This is a genomic window from Brevibacterium atlanticum (assembly GCF_011617245.1).
GTDB classification, from domain to species: domain Bacteria; phylum Actinomycetota; class Actinomycetes; order Actinomycetales; family Brevibacteriaceae; genus Brevibacterium; species Brevibacterium atlanticum.
The window spans coordinates 2389578-2406019 of the sequence record NZ_CP050152.1; the positions used below are offsets into that span (position 1 = coordinate 2389578).

Annotated in this window: 13 protein-coding genes; 4 read left to right on the forward strand and 9 right to left on the reverse strand. The window is 66.1% G+C overall.

Annotated elements, in window-relative coordinates:
• Positions 1-55 precede the first annotated feature (55 nt).
• Complete coding sequence (locus GUY23_RS10735; protein WP_166972202.1) at positions 56-1483, forward strand: glyceraldehyde-3-phosphate dehydrogenase; 1428 nt, start codon at positions 56-58, stop codon at positions 1481-1483.
• A 277-nt stretch (positions 1484-1760) separates the two neighbouring features.
• Here the strand turns inward: GUY23_RS10735 and GUY23_RS10740 are convergent, their stop codons facing one another.
• The 8 genes from GUY23_RS10740 to GUY23_RS10775 all read right to left on the reverse strand — a co-directional run bounded on the left by GUY23_RS10740 (position 1761) and on the right by GUY23_RS10775 (position 11317).
• Positions 1761-2393, reverse strand: a complete 633-nt coding sequence (locus tag GUY23_RS10740; RefSeq protein WP_228282218.1) for a hypothetical protein — start codon at positions 2391-2393, stop codon at positions 1761-1763.
• Positions 2390-3355: a D-2-hydroxyacid dehydrogenase gene (locus GUY23_RS10745; RefSeq protein ID WP_166972204.1), complete on the reverse strand. Its 966-nt coding sequence runs from the start codon at positions 3353-3355 to the stop codon at positions 2390-2392. The genes GUY23_RS10740 and GUY23_RS10745 overlap by 4 nt, the downstream gene beginning before the upstream one ends.
• A gap of 71 nt (positions 3356-3426) precedes the next feature.
• Positions 3427-4071, reverse strand: coding sequence for a TetR family transcriptional regulator (locus GUY23_RS10750; RefSeq protein WP_166972206.1), 645 nt, complete (start codon positions 4069-4071; stop codon positions 3427-3429).
• Between the two features lie 103 nt (positions 4072-4174).
• Complete coding sequence (gene dnaG, locus GUY23_RS10755) at positions 4175-6307, reverse strand: DNA primase (protein ID WP_166972207.1); 2133 nt, start codon at positions 6305-6307, stop codon at positions 4175-4177.
• A 3-nt stretch (positions 6308-6310) separates the two neighbouring features.
• Positions 6311-7630 carry a deoxyguanosinetriphosphate triphosphohydrolase gene (locus tag GUY23_RS10760; RefSeq protein WP_166972209.1) on the reverse strand — a complete coding sequence of 440 codons (1320 nt, stop codon included), beginning with the start codon at positions 7628-7630 and terminating at the stop codon, positions 6311-6313.
• 2 nt (positions 7631-7632) lie between these two features.
• On the reverse strand, positions 7633-8820 hold the full coding sequence (dusB, locus tag GUY23_RS10765) for a tRNA dihydrouridine synthase DusB (protein ID WP_166972211.1): 1188 nt from the start codon (positions 8818-8820) through the stop codon (positions 7633-7635).
• A gap of 79 nt (positions 8821-8899) precedes the next feature.
• Positions 8900-10543, reverse strand: coding sequence for an ATP-binding cassette domain-containing protein (locus GUY23_RS10770; RefSeq protein WP_166972213.1), 1644 nt, complete (start codon positions 10541-10543; stop codon positions 8900-8902).
• Between the two features lie 225 nt (positions 10544-10768).
• Complete coding sequence (locus tag GUY23_RS10775) at positions 10769-11317, reverse strand: helix-turn-helix domain-containing protein (protein WP_166972215.1); 549 nt, start codon at positions 11315-11317, stop codon at positions 10769-10771.
• A gap of 61 nt (positions 11318-11378) precedes the next feature.
• Here GUY23_RS10775 and GUY23_RS10780 point away from each other — a divergent pair, with 61 nt between their 5' ends.
• Positions 11379-12767 (forward strand): L-lactate permease, encoded by a 1389-nt coding sequence (locus GUY23_RS10780; protein ID WP_166972217.1) that lies wholly within the window; start codon positions 11379-11381, stop codon positions 12765-12767.
• Between the two features lie 79 nt (positions 12768-12846).
• On the opposite strand, the gene GUY23_RS10785 is transcribed toward GUY23_RS10780, so the two are convergent.
• On the reverse strand, positions 12847-14175 hold the full coding sequence (locus tag GUY23_RS10785) for a M24 family metallopeptidase (RefSeq protein ID WP_208085325.1): 1329 nt from the start codon (positions 14173-14175) through the stop codon (positions 12847-12849).
• A 381-nt stretch (positions 14176-14556) separates the two neighbouring features.
• Between GUY23_RS10785 and GUY23_RS10790 the strand changes: the two genes are divergently transcribed.
• Positions 14557-15042, forward strand: coding sequence for an Lrp/AsnC family transcriptional regulator (locus GUY23_RS10790; protein ID WP_166972219.1), 486 nt, complete (start codon positions 14557-14559; stop codon positions 15040-15042).
• A complete protein-coding gene (locus tag GUY23_RS10795) occupies positions 15039-16430 on the forward strand; it encodes an aspartate aminotransferase family protein (protein ID WP_166972221.1) in 1392 nt (463 codons plus the stop codon). Before GUY23_RS10790 ends, GUY23_RS10795 begins: the two co-directional genes overlap by 4 nt.
• The last annotated feature ends 12 nt before the right edge of the window (positions 16431-16442 follow it).

Sequence of the window (16442 nt, forward strand, 5' to 3'; positions counted from 1 at the left end):
GCGAGGCGATAGACTGGCCGCGCATCCGTTTCAACTGACCGAGGGGACACGACCTTTGACTGACGCAACGACGGCACGCCTGGACGACTGGGCGAAGAAGCAGACCGCCGCCGAAGAACTCATTCCGCTAGTCGGACGCCTGTACCGCGAGAACGACGTGCTGCTCACGCTGTTCGGACGGTCACTGCTGAACAAGTCGGTGACCGGCATGATCAAGGCGCACCGCTACGCCCGTCACTTCCTCGGCGAGGACCTCGACATCGAGGTCACCCACCGTGTCGTCAGTGCCCTGGCCGGACTCAACCTGGCACCGGCACGCATCGATCTGGGACGCCTCGTCGAAAAGATGGACGATCCGAACGGCGATATCGATGCCTACCTTGCCGAAGCGCTCGCCGAGGTCGTCGACTCCCAGTCCGGCAAGGGCGAGGTCCGCGACGTCGTCCTCTACGGATTCGGCCGGATCGGTCGGCTCCTGGCCCGCATCCTCATCGACCGCGCCGGCGGCACCGGGATGCGTCTGCGCGCCATCGTCGTGCGTCGAGGTGGCGAGAACGACATCGTCAAGCGTGCGTCGCTGCTGCGCCGCGACTCGGTCCACGGGCCCTTCGACGGCAGCATCGTCGTCGACGAGGCGGCCAACACCATCCAGGCCAACGGCACCCTCATCCAGGTCATCTACTCCGACGATCCCTCCCAGGTCGACTACACCTCCTACGGCATCGACAATGCGATCATCGTCGACAACACCGGAAAGTGGCGCGACGAGGACGGCCTGGCCAAGCACCTCGCCTGCCCGGGAGCCGCGAAGGTTCTGCTCACCGCGCCCGGCAAGGGCGACGTCAAGAACATCGTCTTCGGTGTCAACGACGATGCGATCCTCGACTCCGACCGGATCCTCTCGGCCGCGTCCTGCACGACGAACGCAATCACGCCCGTGCTCAAGGCCATCAACGACAGGTTCGGTGTGCGCAACGGTCACGTCGAGACGGTGCACTCATTCACCAACGACCAGAACCTCATCGACAACTTCCACAAGGGTTCGCGACGTGGTCGCGCGGCCGGGCTGAACATGGTGCTCACCGAGACCGGCGCCGCCAAGGCTGTGGCCAAGGCGCTGCCGGAGTTGGCCGGGAAGCTCTCGGGCAACGCGATCCGCGTTCCCACCCCGAACGTGTCGATGGCGATCCTCAACCTCAACCTCGAGACCGCCACGGATGTCGACGAGCTCAATGCCTTCCTGCGCGAGGCCTCGATGCATTCGCCGCTGCGCAACCAGATCGACTATGTGTCCTCCCCCGAGCTCGTCTCGACCGACCTCGTCGGCTCGAAGCGCGCCGGCGTCGTCGACGGACTGGCGACGATCGTCGATGATGATCGCGTCGTCGTCTACGTCTGGTACGACAACGAGTTCGGCTACAGCTGCCAGGTCATCCGCTGTGTGGCGAAGATGGCCGATGTCGACGTTCCCGCGTTTCCCTGATATCGCCTGACAGCTGGCATCGCCTGACAGCTGGCATCGCCTGACAGCTGGCATCGCCTGACAGCTGATACCGCCGAGGCGGCTCACCGGATCCTGTGTTGATTCCTTGGTGTGGTGCTGAAGGACGGCAGCGATTCGGCCCACTTTCGACCGAGCAGCCCAGTTCCAGACGTGGGCTTCTCAGCCGAGAGTGGGCCGCTGTCATAGGTGCACCGCAGGCGGGCCGCTGCTGCAAGACCGACCACCGGGAGGTTGTGCCGTCAACGAGCGGAGCTGATCACTCCGCGGCGTCGGCTTCCATCGCCTCATGCAGCCAGATCGGTGTGAAGTCGGCGAACCGAGCTGCGAGTTCGTCATCGCTGTCGAGGATGACGGCCAGCCGATCGTCGGCGGCTGAGAGCTCTCCCGCCCAGATCGGTCCCAGGCAGGCCAACAGCAGGCAGGCCAGGACGACGGCTCCGGCGAGGACCGGTGTCTGCGACCACAGCAGCGCTCCGAACAGGATGCCAACCACGACGAAGCCGATGGCCACGGCCATTCCTCCCGAGCGGGTGCGCGGGGCCTTGGCCTTGGCGGGACGGGAGGCCGCGACCGAGTCGAGGATGTCACGGTTGATCCTGGTCCACGCGATGATCGCTCCGAGCGCACACACGATGCCGATCATAATGAGGCTGAATGCGGAGAACAGCAGCACCGCATCGATGCGATCGCCCTGTGCCTGCAGAGCGGCGCCCAGTCCGGCCACGAGCATCGCACCGGCGAGCACGAGCATGCTCAGCAGCCGGGCACGGCGCACCGCGATGAGTTCGGCGAGTACTCGGGCCAGATACGCCCGGTCGGCCTGCGCGTCGTTCGCCTGGGAAGCGTCGGCCCGAGAGCCGTCGGCCTGCGCGTCGTCGGGCTGACTCAACGGACGTACCCGACGGTCTTGTCGACGGTGTGCGGGAAGGCTTCGCCGGCCAGGTACTGCTCGAAGAGCCGGTGGAACTGCTGCGCCAAACGCATCCGCCACCCGTCGGTGTCCCCGCTCATGTGCGGGGTGATGATGACGTTGTCCATCGCCCACAGCGGATGCCCGGCAGGAAGCGGCTCTTCGTCGAAGACGTCGAGTCCGGCTCCGGCGATCTGGCCGGTGCGCAGTGCGTTGACGAGGGCGTCGGTGTCGACGGTGTCGCCGCGGCCGACGTTGATGAACACGGCGGTGTCGTCCATGGCCGCGAACACCTCGGCGTTGATGAGCCTCTCCGTCCGCTCGGTCAGAGGCGCGATGTCGACCACCCAGTCGAAGCCGGCGACGTGCTCGGTGAGGGTGGCCGAGTCGATGACCTCGCCGAAATCGGCGTCCCCGCTGCGGGCTCGGGAACCAGCCCCGGTGACGTCGATGCCCACGGCCGTGAGCAGACGGGCGATCTCCCGACCGATCGCCCCGGTGCCGACGACGAGCGCCGTGGAACCCGTGATGTCCCGCGTCGAACGCCGATTCCACTTCGCCTCACGCTGATCGGCCAGGGAGCCGATCGCGCTCTTCGCGTGCATGAGGATGTAGTTGAGCACGAATTCGGCGATCGGACGGTCGAAGATCCCACGCGCGTTCGTCACCGTCACCGGTGAGTCGACGAGTTCGTCGAAGAGCAGCGAGTCGACGCCCGCGGCCGCCGCATGCACCCACTCGAGCCGGTCGGCAGAGCCGTAGGCGTCCTTGAGCGCGGTGGAGAAGAAGTCCCACATCAGCAGCACATCGGTGCCCGGCAGCGCCTGGCCCAGGGTGTCCGCCTCGGCGATCCGCAGCTCGACTCCGTCCCACTCTCCCAGGTCGGTGAGCAGGGTGGGGATCTCGGTCCCAGGCGCATTGAGAATCGTCAGTACCGTCATTCCTCATCTCCTCCGGCAGGGTGCTTTCTGCCACACTAACGGATACGGCCTCCACGGGGGCCGAAGCCGGTTCACCGGAGCCGGTCGAGGACCTTGAGGAAGAGCCCGAGAGAATCGTCGAAGATCGCCGGAGTACCGCCCTTCTCCTCGACCGTCTCGGGATTCCGCTTGATCGTCTGGCCCGCATGGTTGAGGGGGACTCGACAGAGTTGGGTGAGCATGCGGGCGCTGCGCCAGGCGGAGTCCTCGGTCGAGAATTCCTGGCCGAGGTGACGCAGCCGGCGCAGCACATGTCCGGCGACGATCTCTTCGAGGGCTTCGGCCCGGTCGAAGCTCTTGCTCACGAGCTCCGGGTAGAGGGCGAAGAGACGACGTCGGCGCGCCGGCAGCTCCGGATCGACCGAACCGATGAGCAGTGCCTCACGGACGAAGCGTGCCGTGTCCTCGGCCAGAGTGCTCAGCCCGGAACCGGAATAGACGTAGTCGTCGGCGAGGCCCTCGTCGACGCTGACATCGGCGCCGAGGCCGACGATCGCGTCCTCTTTGGTGTCGAAGTAGTTGAAGAAGGTGCGGGTGGACACGCCGGCGTCGGCGGCGATCGTCGCGACGGTGGCGGCAGCGAGTCCGTCCTCGAGGACGCGGGTGATCGCAGCCTCGTGGAGGGCGTTGCGAGTCATCCGCGCCTTCTTCGAGCGCAGGGATTCTTCGGCAGGCATGAGACCATGCTTGCACCTCACGCAGGTTCTCACCAACTGCAGTTCTGCATCTCACCAACTGCAGCCGCTCTCGTTTCGGCACGGACTTCCCGCACCGCAGAACTCACATGAGCGTCTTCAGCCTGGCACGGTGCTGTTCGAGAGTCTGCAGCTGACCGAGCAGCGCTGCCTGTCCGGCGCCGTCGGCGGTGTCCTGGCGCTGCAGCCGGGAGTGGAGCTCCTTGGCGATGCGTTCGAGGTCATGGTCGAACAGGCGTGCGACGATGCCGCGGGCGAACCGCCGGGTCTCGGTGCCCTCGATGATCGGCAGCGGTGAGACGAGCAGCTGCGCGACATAGGGTTTGAGTTCTTCATCGCTGGCTTCGAGGACTCGTTCGGCCCACTTCGCCTGCTCGGTCCCGGCCGAAGTCAGTCCCCCCGCCTGCTTGATCGCGTCCTGGATACGCCGGTACCCGGGGTGTTCGAAGGCCTTCGACGACAGGGAGTCGAAGAGCTTCGCATTGACGGACTCGGGGTGCTGGAGGGCGACCATGAGGGCGCCCTTCTCGGTCTTCAGCCGGGTCGGGCTGATCGGCGCCGAGAGGTTCGAGACGTCGGGGCGTTCGTCGTAGACGTATTCGATGCTGCGGTCGTCTCCGGTCTCCCTCACCGAGGCTGCCCCCGAGTTCCGCTGTCTCGGACCGGCCCCATGGTCCCGGTTCGCAGTCACGCTCGCACCATCACCCGATAGTCCGTAACCGCGTGCGGGTCCGGGTCCGGATTGTCCGTCGGCCGGCGCACGACCGTCGGGGCCGACCGGCGCGCCGGGCCCGGTCCGATGTGCCTGGCCCGCCTGTGTGGAGGCCGGCGGTGGACCGTCACGGTAGGACGTCTGCCGCGGCGCCGCCTCGGTGCTCTGCTGACGATTCTGCCGCGGACGTCGCTGCGCCGTGCGGACGGCGGATTCGACTTCGTCGATGTCGACGCCGATGCGGCCGGCGACGAATCGGTAGTAGTGGGTGAGGCTGCCCTGATCCCGGATGTCGGTGAGCACCTCGGCGGCGGCCTTGACTGCGGAGATGCGACCTTCGACGGTGTCGAGGTCGAAACGGGCGATGGCGGTGGTGATGACGAATTCGAACAGGGGTTTGCAGCCGTCGATGAGCTCACGCAGGGCCGCGTCGCCCTTCTGCATGCGCAGATCGCAGGGGTCGAGGCCGTCGGGTTCGACGGCCACGAAGGTCTGGGCGGTGAAGAGGCTCTCGAACTCGAAGGCCTTGAGCGCGGCCTTCTGCCCGGCGGCGTCTCCGTCGAAGGTGAAGATCACCTGTCCGGTGGGATCGTCGCCGAGGAGACGGCGGATGATCTTGACATGTTCGGCTCCGAAGGCCGTTCCGCAGGTGGCCACGGCCTGCTCGACTCCAGCCAGATGCGCGGCCATGACGTCGGTGTAGCCTTCTACGATGACGACCCGTTTGGTCTTCGCAATCGACTTCTTGGCCAGGTCCAGCCCGTAGAGGACCTGATTCTTGTGATAGAGCGCGGTCTCCGGGGTGTTGAGGTACTTCGGGCCCTTGTCGTCGTCGAAGAGGCGACGCGCTCCGAAGCCGATGGTCCGGGACGTCATGTCCTTGATCGGCCAGATCACGCGCCCCCGGAACCGGTCATAGATGCCGCGGCCGCCCTCGCTGGCCAGGCCCCCTGCGAGGATCTCCTCATCGGTGAAGCCTGCCCGTTTCAGGTGGGAGGTCAGGGCGTCCCAGGACTTCGGGGCGAAGCCGATGCCGAACTCACGGCTGGATTCGGGCGGGAAGCCTCGCCCGGTGAGGAAATCGCGTCCGATCTGCCCGGTGTCGGCTTCGAGCTGTTGGACGAAGAAGCGCTGGGCGACCTCATGCATCTCGAGCAGGCGCTGACGTCGGCTCGCCTGTTCCCGGTCGGGTCCCTTCCCGTCCTCGTAGCGCAGGTGCATTCCGGCCTTGCCGGCCAGCGTCTCGACGGCTTCGACGAAGCTGAGCTGCTCGACCTTCTGGAGGAAGGTGAAGACGTCCCCGGACTCCCCGCAGCCGAAGCAGTGGTACATCCCGACCTGCGGACGCACGGTGAACGACGGGGTCTTCTCGTCGTGGAAGGGACACAGTCCCTTGAGGGAGCCGATGCCTGCGGTCTTGAGGGTGACGAACTCCCCGATCACCTCGTCGATGCGGGTGCGGGTGCGCAGTTCGTCGATGTCCTCGCGCTTGATGAGTCCGGCCATGGTCTAGAGTCGATCCCCCGCCCCGGCGTTGAGGTGGTGGTAGAGCGCCCATGCCGAATGGTCGGTCAGGGAGGCGATCTGGTCGACGATGACCCGCAGGCGCACCGAGTCGCTCGTGGCCTCGGCATGGTCGGCACGGAACATCGGGTCGAGCTTTTCCGGGTGTTCGGAATACCACTCGGCGAGTTCGCCGATGACGGCGGCCTGGATGTCATGCAGCCGCAGTCGATCCTCGGCGACCATCACCGTCAAGGTGGCCATCCCCTTGAGCACGGCGATCTCGATGGAGGTGGCTTCGGGCACGACGAGGGAGGCCGAGTAGCGGGCCAGCGGCTCCCACCCGAACTCCTCACGGGTCGCCGATTCGGCAGCGCCGACGAAGCGGCCGATGAGCTGGCTGGTCATGTGCTTGAGGCCGGCCTGGGCCCGGCGGGAGCCGTCGAAGGCCCCATTCGGCCAGTACGCGGCCGCCTGCAGACGGCTGAGCGCCTTGTCCATCTCCGCATCGCTCGTTGACGGCAGGTACCACTGGCGGGTGATCTCGAAGAGTTCGGTCCGGCGGGCCTCGGAAGAGGTGCCGGACTCGAAGTCGGCGAGGTCGAGGTGGCCGGCGACGATCGCGTCCTCGACGTCGTGGACGGAGTACGAGATGTCATCGGCTAAGTCCATGACCTGGGCCTCGATGCACTTCTGTCCGTTCTCGATGCCCTCACGGTAGAAGTCGAAGACGTCGGTGTCGTCGTCGTAGACGCCGAACTTGCGCACCCCTGAGTCGCGGCGGCCGGCGGTGGCTTCGGCCCGCGGCCACGGATACTTCGTCAGGGCGTCGAGGCTGGCACGGGTGAGATTGAGCCCGGCGGGCCGCCCGTCGGCGGCGATGACCTTCGGTTCGATCCGGGTGACCAGGCGCAGGGTCTGCGCATTGCCTTCGAACCCACCGATGTCCTTGCTCAGAGCGTCGAGGATCGTCTCCCCGTGGTGTCCGAAGGGAGGGTGGCCGAGGTCGTGGGACAGGCACGCGGTGTCGACGATGTCGGGGTCACAGCCGAGGTAGCGGGCGAGTTCGCGACCGACCTGGGCGACCTCGAGGGAGTGGGTGAGCCGGGTGCGCACGAAGTCGTCTGTGCCCGGAGACACGACCTGGGTCTTCGCCCCGAGGCGGCGCAGGCCTGCGGAGTGGAGGACGCGGGCACGGTCGCGTTGGAAGGCCGAGCGCCGCGGATTCTTCGCCGGTTCGCTCACCCACCGTTCCTCATCCCGTGGCGTGTAGACCGCCACGGTTCCCGTTCCCACGGAGGCGCGCGGGTGAGTGTCGAAGGACATGCTCAGCCTCCCGAGATGTCGAGTTCGGCCTCGGACAGCAGTGATCTGCCGCTGGGGTCGAAGATGCGGGAATCCAACCAGCCCTCGGGCAGGTGCGGGCGCTTCGGCCGCGTCGTGCGTCCGCGCGAGCCTTCGGCTGCCTCGCCGGGATACGGGGCGTCCTTGTCGAGCTGATCGAGTAGTCCGGCCAGTTCCTCGAGCGAGGAGACCATGGCCAGCTGGCTGCGCAGCTCTCCTCCGACCGGGTAGCCCTTGAAGTACCACGCGATGTGCTTGCGCAGGTCACGGACTCCGTAGAACTCGTCCTCGAAATGGTCGACGAGGTATTCGCCGTGTTTGTACACGGCACGGGCCACCTCGGCGAGGCCGGGACGATGACGTTCTTCGCTGCCGTTCAGAGCGTTCGCGAGGTCGCCGAAGAGCCAGGGCCTGCCCTGGCAGCCGCGGCCGATGACGACACCGTCGCAGCCGGTCCTGGCCATCATGTCCAGGGCATCCTCGGCGGCGAAGATGTCGCCGTTGCCGAGCACGGGAACGGTGTCGCCGAGGTGGTCCTTGAGTCGAGCGATCGCGTCCCAGTCCGCCTTCCCCGAGTAGAGGTCGGCGGTCGTACGGCCGTGCAGGGCGACGGCGGCGACCCCGGCGTTGCGCGCGGTCTCGGCGGCATCGAGGAAGGTGGTGTGGTCGGCGTCGATGCCTTTGCGCATCTTCACGGTCACGGGGATGTCGCCGCGGGCCGCCTCGTCGACCGCGGTGGTGACGATGGCGGTGAACAGGTCCTGCTTCCAGGGCAGGGCCGAGCCCCCGCCCTTGCGGGTGACCTTGGGCACGGGGCAGCCGAAGTTGAGGTCGATGTGGTCGGCCCGATCCTCCTCGACGAGCATGCGCACGGCCTGGCCCATCGTCACGGGGTCGACGCCGTAGAGCTGGACAGAGCGCGGGGTCTCATACGGTTCGTGGTGGATGATGCGCATCGTCTTCGGGCTGCGTTCGACGAGGGCCCGGGTGGTGACCATCTCCGTGACGTAGAGTCCGGCTCCGTACTCGCGGCACAGGCGGCGGAAGGCGGTGTTCGTGATCCCGGCCATCGGTGCGAGCACGACCGGTGAGGACAGCTCGATGGGGCCGATGCGCAGGGGTGCTGCGGCGGCCGGGGACGCGGTTTCTGAGGCAGGGCTGATGACACTCACGGAACCATTATCCCAGTGCAGTCAAAACAGCTCATGCTCACCTCTGTTCCGCCTCTGCCGGCGTGGGTCTCCGACCGGTTCATCTGTCCATCTCAACGGATCCGGCGCGCAGAAATTCCCGCACGTCCCATTCGGCGTCGACCTTCAGCTCGGCGGCGAGCCGGTCGTCGTGGGTGACGACGATCATCGCTCCCCTGAATCCGTCGAGCGCGGTCACCAACGCCTCGAGCGAGGTCAGGTCGAGATTATTTCCCGGTTCGTCGAGCACGAGCAGCTGTGGAGCCGGTTCCTGCAGGAGTCCTGCGGCCAGCGCCACGCGGAAGCGCTCCCCGCCCGACAGGGTCGCACAGATCTGCTCGGTGCGGCCCTTGCGCAGGCCCATGGCGGCGAGGACTTCGTGGACGCGGTGCGGGTCCAGGTGGGGATTGCCCGAACGCACCGCCTCCATCACCGTGAGTTCGGTCGGCAGCCGGTACTGCTGGTCGAGGTGGGCCACGGGCACGGAGACTGTGATGTCGAGGTCCCCGAAGAGCTCGGTGATCGGTGGGCCGGGTTCGGCCGCACTGTGACTCTCAGCGGCTGCCATGATGGCCGCCAACAGGGTGGACTTGCCGGTCCCGTTCGGTCCCGTCAGGCGGATGCGCTCGGGTCCGACGATCTCGGCGGGTCGGTCCAGATTCGCCGAAGCGGCCGTTGAGATCTCCAGGACGCGTTTGCTCGCATGGACGTACGTGTCGGGCAGGTCGAGGCGGACGTTTGCGCTGCGGCGCAGCGCATCCTTGGCGGCCTCGAGCTCGGCTGATGCCTTCGCTTCGTCCGCTGCTGTGTCCCCGCGGCGTTTGGCCGCTGACTTCTCGGCGAAGTTGGTCAGTCCGTTCATCGCGATCTTGGGTCGGCGCTTGTTCTCCTTATCTTTGGCGGCTTTGCGTTCGGAACGGGAGAGTTTCGTCTCGAGTTCGATGCGTTGGCGCTTCTCGATTGCGTGCGCCTTCTTCGCGTCGACGACGCGCTGCGCCTTCGCTGCCTCTTCTGCAGCGACCATCGCCTCATAGTCGTCGAAGTTGCCTCCGTAGACGCGCAGGCGGTCGGTCATCTCGACGATCGAGTCCACGTGCGTCAGCAGGGTGCGGTCGTGGGAGATGACCAGGGTGGATCCGCGACGTGTTCTCAGCAGAGTCAGCAGCAGTTCGCGCCCTCCCTCGTCGAGGTTGTTGCTCGGTTCGTCGAGGATCAGCCAGGCATCGCCGACCAGTGCGGCGCGGGCCAATCCGATCCTGGTGGCCTGACCGCCGGAGAAGCTGCTGAGGCTGCGGTCGAGGTCGCCTGCTTCGAGATGCAGGCCGAGTTCGGCGGTGGCGGCCAGCGCCCGCTCGTCGATGTCCCAGTCGTCCCCGATGATGGAGAAGTCGTCTTCGCCGGCGTCGCCATCCAATGCGCGCTGCAGGGCCACGCGGACATCGGCGATGCCGAGGGCTTCATCGACGCGCTGCCCAGAATGCGGCAGCAGCTGATCGATGTAGACGGCACCGTTCGCGCCGGTGACAGATCCAGACGTAGCAGGTATCAGTCCCGCCAGGATCTTCGCGAATGTGGATTTGCCGACTCCGTTGTCACCGACCAATCCAACGAGTGCAGCAGGAATGGTAGCGGTGAGTCGGGAGAAGATCTCGGTATCGTCGCCGAGGAGGTAGTCCAGTTCGGACACAGTGATTGCGATAGGCATGAGAGTCCTCATTTCGTGTACGCAGAAGCGCTGCGGGCCCGTGGCACCCGCTGATCACGGTATGAGGATTCACTTCACTGCAGAGATGTCCTTCGACGGAAATGGGACAGAACAAGAATGACCCAACCGCCCCGCCGAGTCAACACCACCCCTTATTGCTACCTGACGGCGGCGCAGCAACCTCGCGCGAGGTTGCTGCGCCGCCGTCAGGTAGCAATAAGGGGGTCAGACGATGATGAGCATGAGCTCTGCGGGCGCATCGTAGGGGTTCGCCAGTTGGTGCGGGACGTCGCCGGGAGCCTGGGCGCAGTCCCCGGCATGGAGGGTGGTCCGGCGGTCGATGGTGACGATCTCGATGCTGCCGGAGAGGACGAAGAAGCTCTCGCGCGAGCCGCTGCGGTGGGCGGCGAATGCTGAGGTCTCGCTGCGCGGATCGAGCCGGTAGTGGACGACGTCCATGTTCTCGAACGCCGAGGGCAGGTCTCGGCGCCATACGCCGTGGCCGAACTTCGAGGACGTGGGGATCGCTTCGGTACGGGTGATGGTCACCTCGGGGGCGGCGAGCAGCTCACCGACGTCGACTCCCAGCGCTCGGGAGAGGCCCATGGCGTTCGAGACCGAGGTGTCCTGCTCTCCGCGTTCGATCTTCGACAGCGCCGCGCGGGACAGACCGGCTCGGGCCGCGAGTTCGTTGAGGGTGAGATTGTTGAATTTGCGCCGTGCTCTGATCCGGGCACCGAAGACGCGCGCCCCGAGATCCTCTTCTTTCACCATGGTCGAATCATAGACTATTCTTGAATAGTAGATCCCCTTCTCACAAAGGAACTTTCTGCACATGACGGCACTGCTGGCCCTCGTCCCGATCCTCGTGGCTGTCGCATTGCTGCTGGTCAAGCAGAGTTCGTGGATCGCGGCGCTGGCCGGAGCCGTCGTCGCGGCGATCCTCGTCGCATTCGCCTTCCCCACCCCCACCTCGGTGCTGGTGGAATCCGGCGTCGACTACTTCCCTCTCATCCTCGAGGTCGCACTCATCCTGCTCTTCGGGATGATGCTCGCCCGCCTGCTCGAGTCCGCCGGGTCCATGGCGCAGATCTCCGCCTGGGTCGAATCCCGCTCCCCCAGCCGTTCGCTCGGGGTCGCGCTCGTCGTCTTCGGCCTCGTTCCCTTCGCCGAGTCGGTCACCGGCTTCGGGATCGGCGTGACGGTCGGGGTTCCGGTCCTGCGCCATCTCGGATGCTCCCTGCGACAGTCGGCGATCCTCGGCCTCCTCGGGCTCATCGCCGTTCCCTGGGGCGCCCTGGGGCCCGGCACCACGGTCGCAGCCGCGCTGGCCGGGCTCGACGTCGACGAACTCGGGCTGACCACCGCGTGGCTCAACGCGATCCCGGTCATCGTCGTCACGGTCGCGGTGATCGCGATCATGCGCCCATCTCCCGCCTCGGCGCTGGGGATCGTCGGCGCGGCCGTGCTGATGTGGGCGGGTATCCTCGCGGCCAGCTCTGTCATCGGCATGGCCCCGGCCGGCATCGTCGGCTCACTCCTCGTCATCGTCGTCATGGGCTGCGTCTTCATCCTCCGTCAGCGCAGCGCCGGCCTCACCCGGAGCCTGGGGTTGGCCGTGCTGCCCTACGGTGCGCTCACCGTCGGGCTCCTACTCGCGCGGTGGCTGCATGCGGCGCTGTCGTCGGTGACCACTCAGATCATCGCCTCACCCCCGTTCTGGCTTGCCGTCGCCTGTCTCATCGCCGCCCTCAGGGTACCTGGCCGACGAGGTGTCATGGTCTCGGCCGCGCGATCATGGGTGCCCATCGGGCTGGGCACGGCGGCGTTCATGCTCATGGGCTGGATCATGACGACGACGGGGATGAGCGAGGCCATCGGCGCGGCGCTGCCGGCCGGACTGGTCCTGCTCACCCCCTGGCTCAATTCCGCGGGCGCCGTGCTCACGGGATCGAATACGGGAGCCAATTCGATGTTCACGGGCACCCTGACCGCCGTGGCCGACTCTTCGCACGTGGCCGCGCTGCCCGTCGTCGCCGCCGGCAACGCCGCGGGATCTCTGGCGGCGCTGGCCGCTCCTCCGCGAGTGGCGATGGCCGTGCAGATGGCCGATTCGGCCACCCCCGCCTCGGCGCGGGACGTCTCCTGGGTCCAGGGTCGGGCACTGACCGTGGCCGGAGTCGACGCACTCCTGCTGGGGTTGTGGATCCAGTTCTTCGCGTGAGTGCGGGGCGGCCGCGGCGTCTCGCATTCACCGCCGAGGCTGCTGAGCCCCGACCATCGAGGCGACGTCGATCCGCCGGTCAGACGTGGATGATCTCGCGGGGGAAGTGCGTGAACTGATCGCAGCCGGTGTCGGTGATGAGGACCGGTTCGGACATCTCGATTCCGTAGCCGTTCATCCACATACCGCCGATGAGGTGGAAGGTCATTCCGGATTCGAGGATCTGATCGTCCTCAGTGCGGATCGAGATCGTCCGCTCGCCCCAGTCCGGCGGGTAGCCGATGCCGATCGAATAGCCCAGTCGGCTCGGCTTCTCGAGCCCGGACAGGGCGAGCACGCGGTTCCAGGTGCGAGCGAGCTCGGCCGTGGGGACCCCGGGAGCGGCGACGTCGAGGACGGCGGTCAGCGCCTCGGCGACGACGCCCTCGAGTCGGACGAGTTCCTGCTTCGGTTTGCCGGTCACGGCAGTCCTGGCCAAAGGCACGTGGTAGCGACGGTGCACTCCGGCCAGCTCGATGCTCACCGACTCGTCGGCGACGAACTTCCGATCGGTCCAGCTCAGGTGCGGGGTATCGGCACTTTCACCGGTCGGCATGAGCGGGACGATCGCCGGATAGTCACCCCATGCCTCTTCGCCTCCGCGGATCTGCGCCGCCGAGATCGCGGCGGCCACCTCGTTCTGGCCGACCCCGACTCCGATGGTTCCCAGCGCCGCGTCCATGGCTGCGGTGGTCACCTCGGCGGCCTTGCGCATGAGTGCGATCTCGGCCGGGGATTTGACCGCACGGATCCAGTTGACGAGTTCGAAGGAGTCGACGAGGCGCCATTCGGGCACCCCATTGACCAACGCACGGAAGGCTCTCGGGGAGAAGAAGTGGGAGTCCATCTCGACACCTACCGGCGAGGTCGAGGCCCGTGCGACCTCCCACCGCTGGCGGAGGGCGAAGGCGACCCAGTCGAAGGGGTGGATGTGCGGGCGCTGCACATAGCGCTCGGGGTAGCCGACGATGTCCTCGGGCGGCAGCCAGGAGGTGTGCGAAGCCCCGCGTGCATCCATATCGCGCATGAACAGCGTCATCGGCCCCGATGAGGGCACGAAGAGCAGCTGCGGGGTGTAGAACGACCAGGCGTTGTACCCGGTGAGGTAGTAGATGTTCGCCGGGTCCGTGACGATGAGCGCGGCCAGTCCCTGATCGACCATCCGATTGCGCACCGAGGCGATGCGGCCGAGGTATTCATCGGGACTGAAGGACAGCTCATCGGCACCGATCGTGTCGACCTCACCGGGAATCGGCTGGGGCCTGGCCCTGACTTCCTTGCCGGCCTGCCCCTGCTCGGCACCGGGCCGCATTCCGTGGACATCCGGCCGATTCTCTTCGGCGGAGGAGAACAGCTCACCCTCATTCATGATTACAGTGTGGTGATCCTGCTCACAGCCTGTCAATCACTGTTCACGCGCGTGTTGCGGGGGCTGATGACGCACGAACCTGTGCGGTGTGTCGCAGCCTGTCGGGAGGCGACTCCAGGCCGCTCGCTTCCGCCGCTCCTCACGCCCGCGGCACAGCCCACCTCGGCGCTCATTTCGGTCCTCACCTCGGTGGGCACACCAGAGCACTTCGGCGAACATCTCAGCACAACCCTTCGCACAGAACATCGGCGGTCGAGCCAAACGAAACTAACGAATCCAGAATCACACTTTTCAAGTTTCGACTGATTCCGCATATTCGACTACTCATTTCGATGCATTCGGTGATAGATTTGCGTGAGACGCACATCACGGAGGTGAAGAATGGACCAGTTCGTGCCGAACGGGGGCAGTTCCCGTCTGGGCAACCTCGACGAGAAGTCGAAGGCGATCATCGTCGAACTGCAGCACGACGGACGGAAGTCCTACTCGGCCATCGGCAAGTCCGTCGGTCTGTCCGAGGCCGCCGTGCGTCAGCGAGTCTCAAGGCTCATCGATTCCGGCGTGATGGAGATCGTCGCCGTGACCGACCCCTTGAGTCTCGGTTTCGCTCGGCAGGCGATGGTGGGGCTGAAGGTCCGCGGGGACATCTCCGCGGTCGCCGAACGGCTCCACGACTACGACGAGATCGACTACCTCGTCGTCACCGCAGGCTCATTCGACCTCCTCGTCGAGATCGTCTGCGAATCGGACCGACATCTGATCGAGTTCGTCAATGAGGAGCTCCGCTCGATCGATGCTGTCGTAGATACGGAGCTCTTCATGTACCTCTCACTGGAGAAGCAGAAATACAATTGGGGGACACGATGACTGAAAACGTCACCAGGGCCGGCACTCCTTACCAGGAGGCCATCCGCAACAACGTGTGGATGCATATGTCACCACACCAGGCACTGTTCAATGGTGGTGAGGCGCCGGTCATCGTCCGCGGCGAAGGCCACCACATCTTCGACGACAAGGGCAAGAAGTACCTCGATGGCCTCGCCGGCCTCTTCACCGTTCAGGTCGGACACGGTCGCGAGGAGATCGCCAAGGCGATGTACGACCAGACCCTGCAGCTGCCGTTCATGCCGCTGTGGTCGTACACCCACCCGCAGGCCATCGAGGTCTCGGAGCGACTGGCCAGCTACGCGCCGGGTGACCTCAACCGGGTCTTCCTCACCTCCGGCGGCGGCGACTCGGTCGAGTCGGCGATGAAGCTGGCGAAGAACTACTTCAAGCTCGTCGGCAAGCCGGGCAAGCACAAGATCATCTCGCGGGCCACGGCCTACCACGGCACGCCACATGGTGCGCTGTCGGTGACCTCGCTGCCGGGTCTGCGCGAGCAGTTCGCTCCCCTGGTCCCCGGTGCCCACAAGGTGCCGAACACGAACTTCTACCGCGCACCTGAGCCCTACGCCCACGACGAGAAGGCCTTCGGCCGTTGGGCCGCCGACCGCATCGGCGAGGCGATCGAGTTCGAGGGCGCCGACTCCGTGGCCGCCGTCTTCCTCGAGCCGGTGCAGAACTCCGGAGGATGTTTCCCGCCGCCTCCCGGCTACTTCGAGCGCGTCCGCGAGATCTGCGACGAGAACGATGTGCTGCTGGTCTCGGACGAGACGATCTGCGCCTACGGCCGCATCGGCGACATGTTCGCCTGCAATGACTTCGGGTATGTGCCCGACATCATCACCTCGGCCAAGGGCATCACCTCCGGCTATGCGCCGCTGGGGGCGATGATCGCCTCCGACCGCCTCTTCGAGCCCTTCGGCCCCGGCGGCGACGAGACGTTCTACCACGGCTACACCTTCGGCGGACATCCCGTCGCCTGTGCCGCGGCGATGGCGAACTTCGACGTCTTCGAGGCCGAGAAGCTCAACGACCACGTGCACGAGAATGCTGCGGCCTTCAAGTTCACGCTCGAGAAGCTCAAGGACCTGCCGATCGTCGGCGACGTCCGCGGTGAGGGATTCTTCTACGGAATCGAACTCGTCAAGGACAAGGACTCAAAGGAATCGTTCACCGAGGAGGAGTCCGAGCGGATCCTCAAGAACTTCGTGTCGGCGAAGATGTACGAAAACGGCCTCTACTGCCGTGCCGACGACCGTGGAGACCCGGTCATCCAGCTCTCGCCGCCGCTGACGGTCGGGCAGAACGAGTTCGACGAGATGGAGCAGATCATCCGCAGCGTCCTCACCGAGGCCTGGACCATGTTCTGACCCTTCCATACA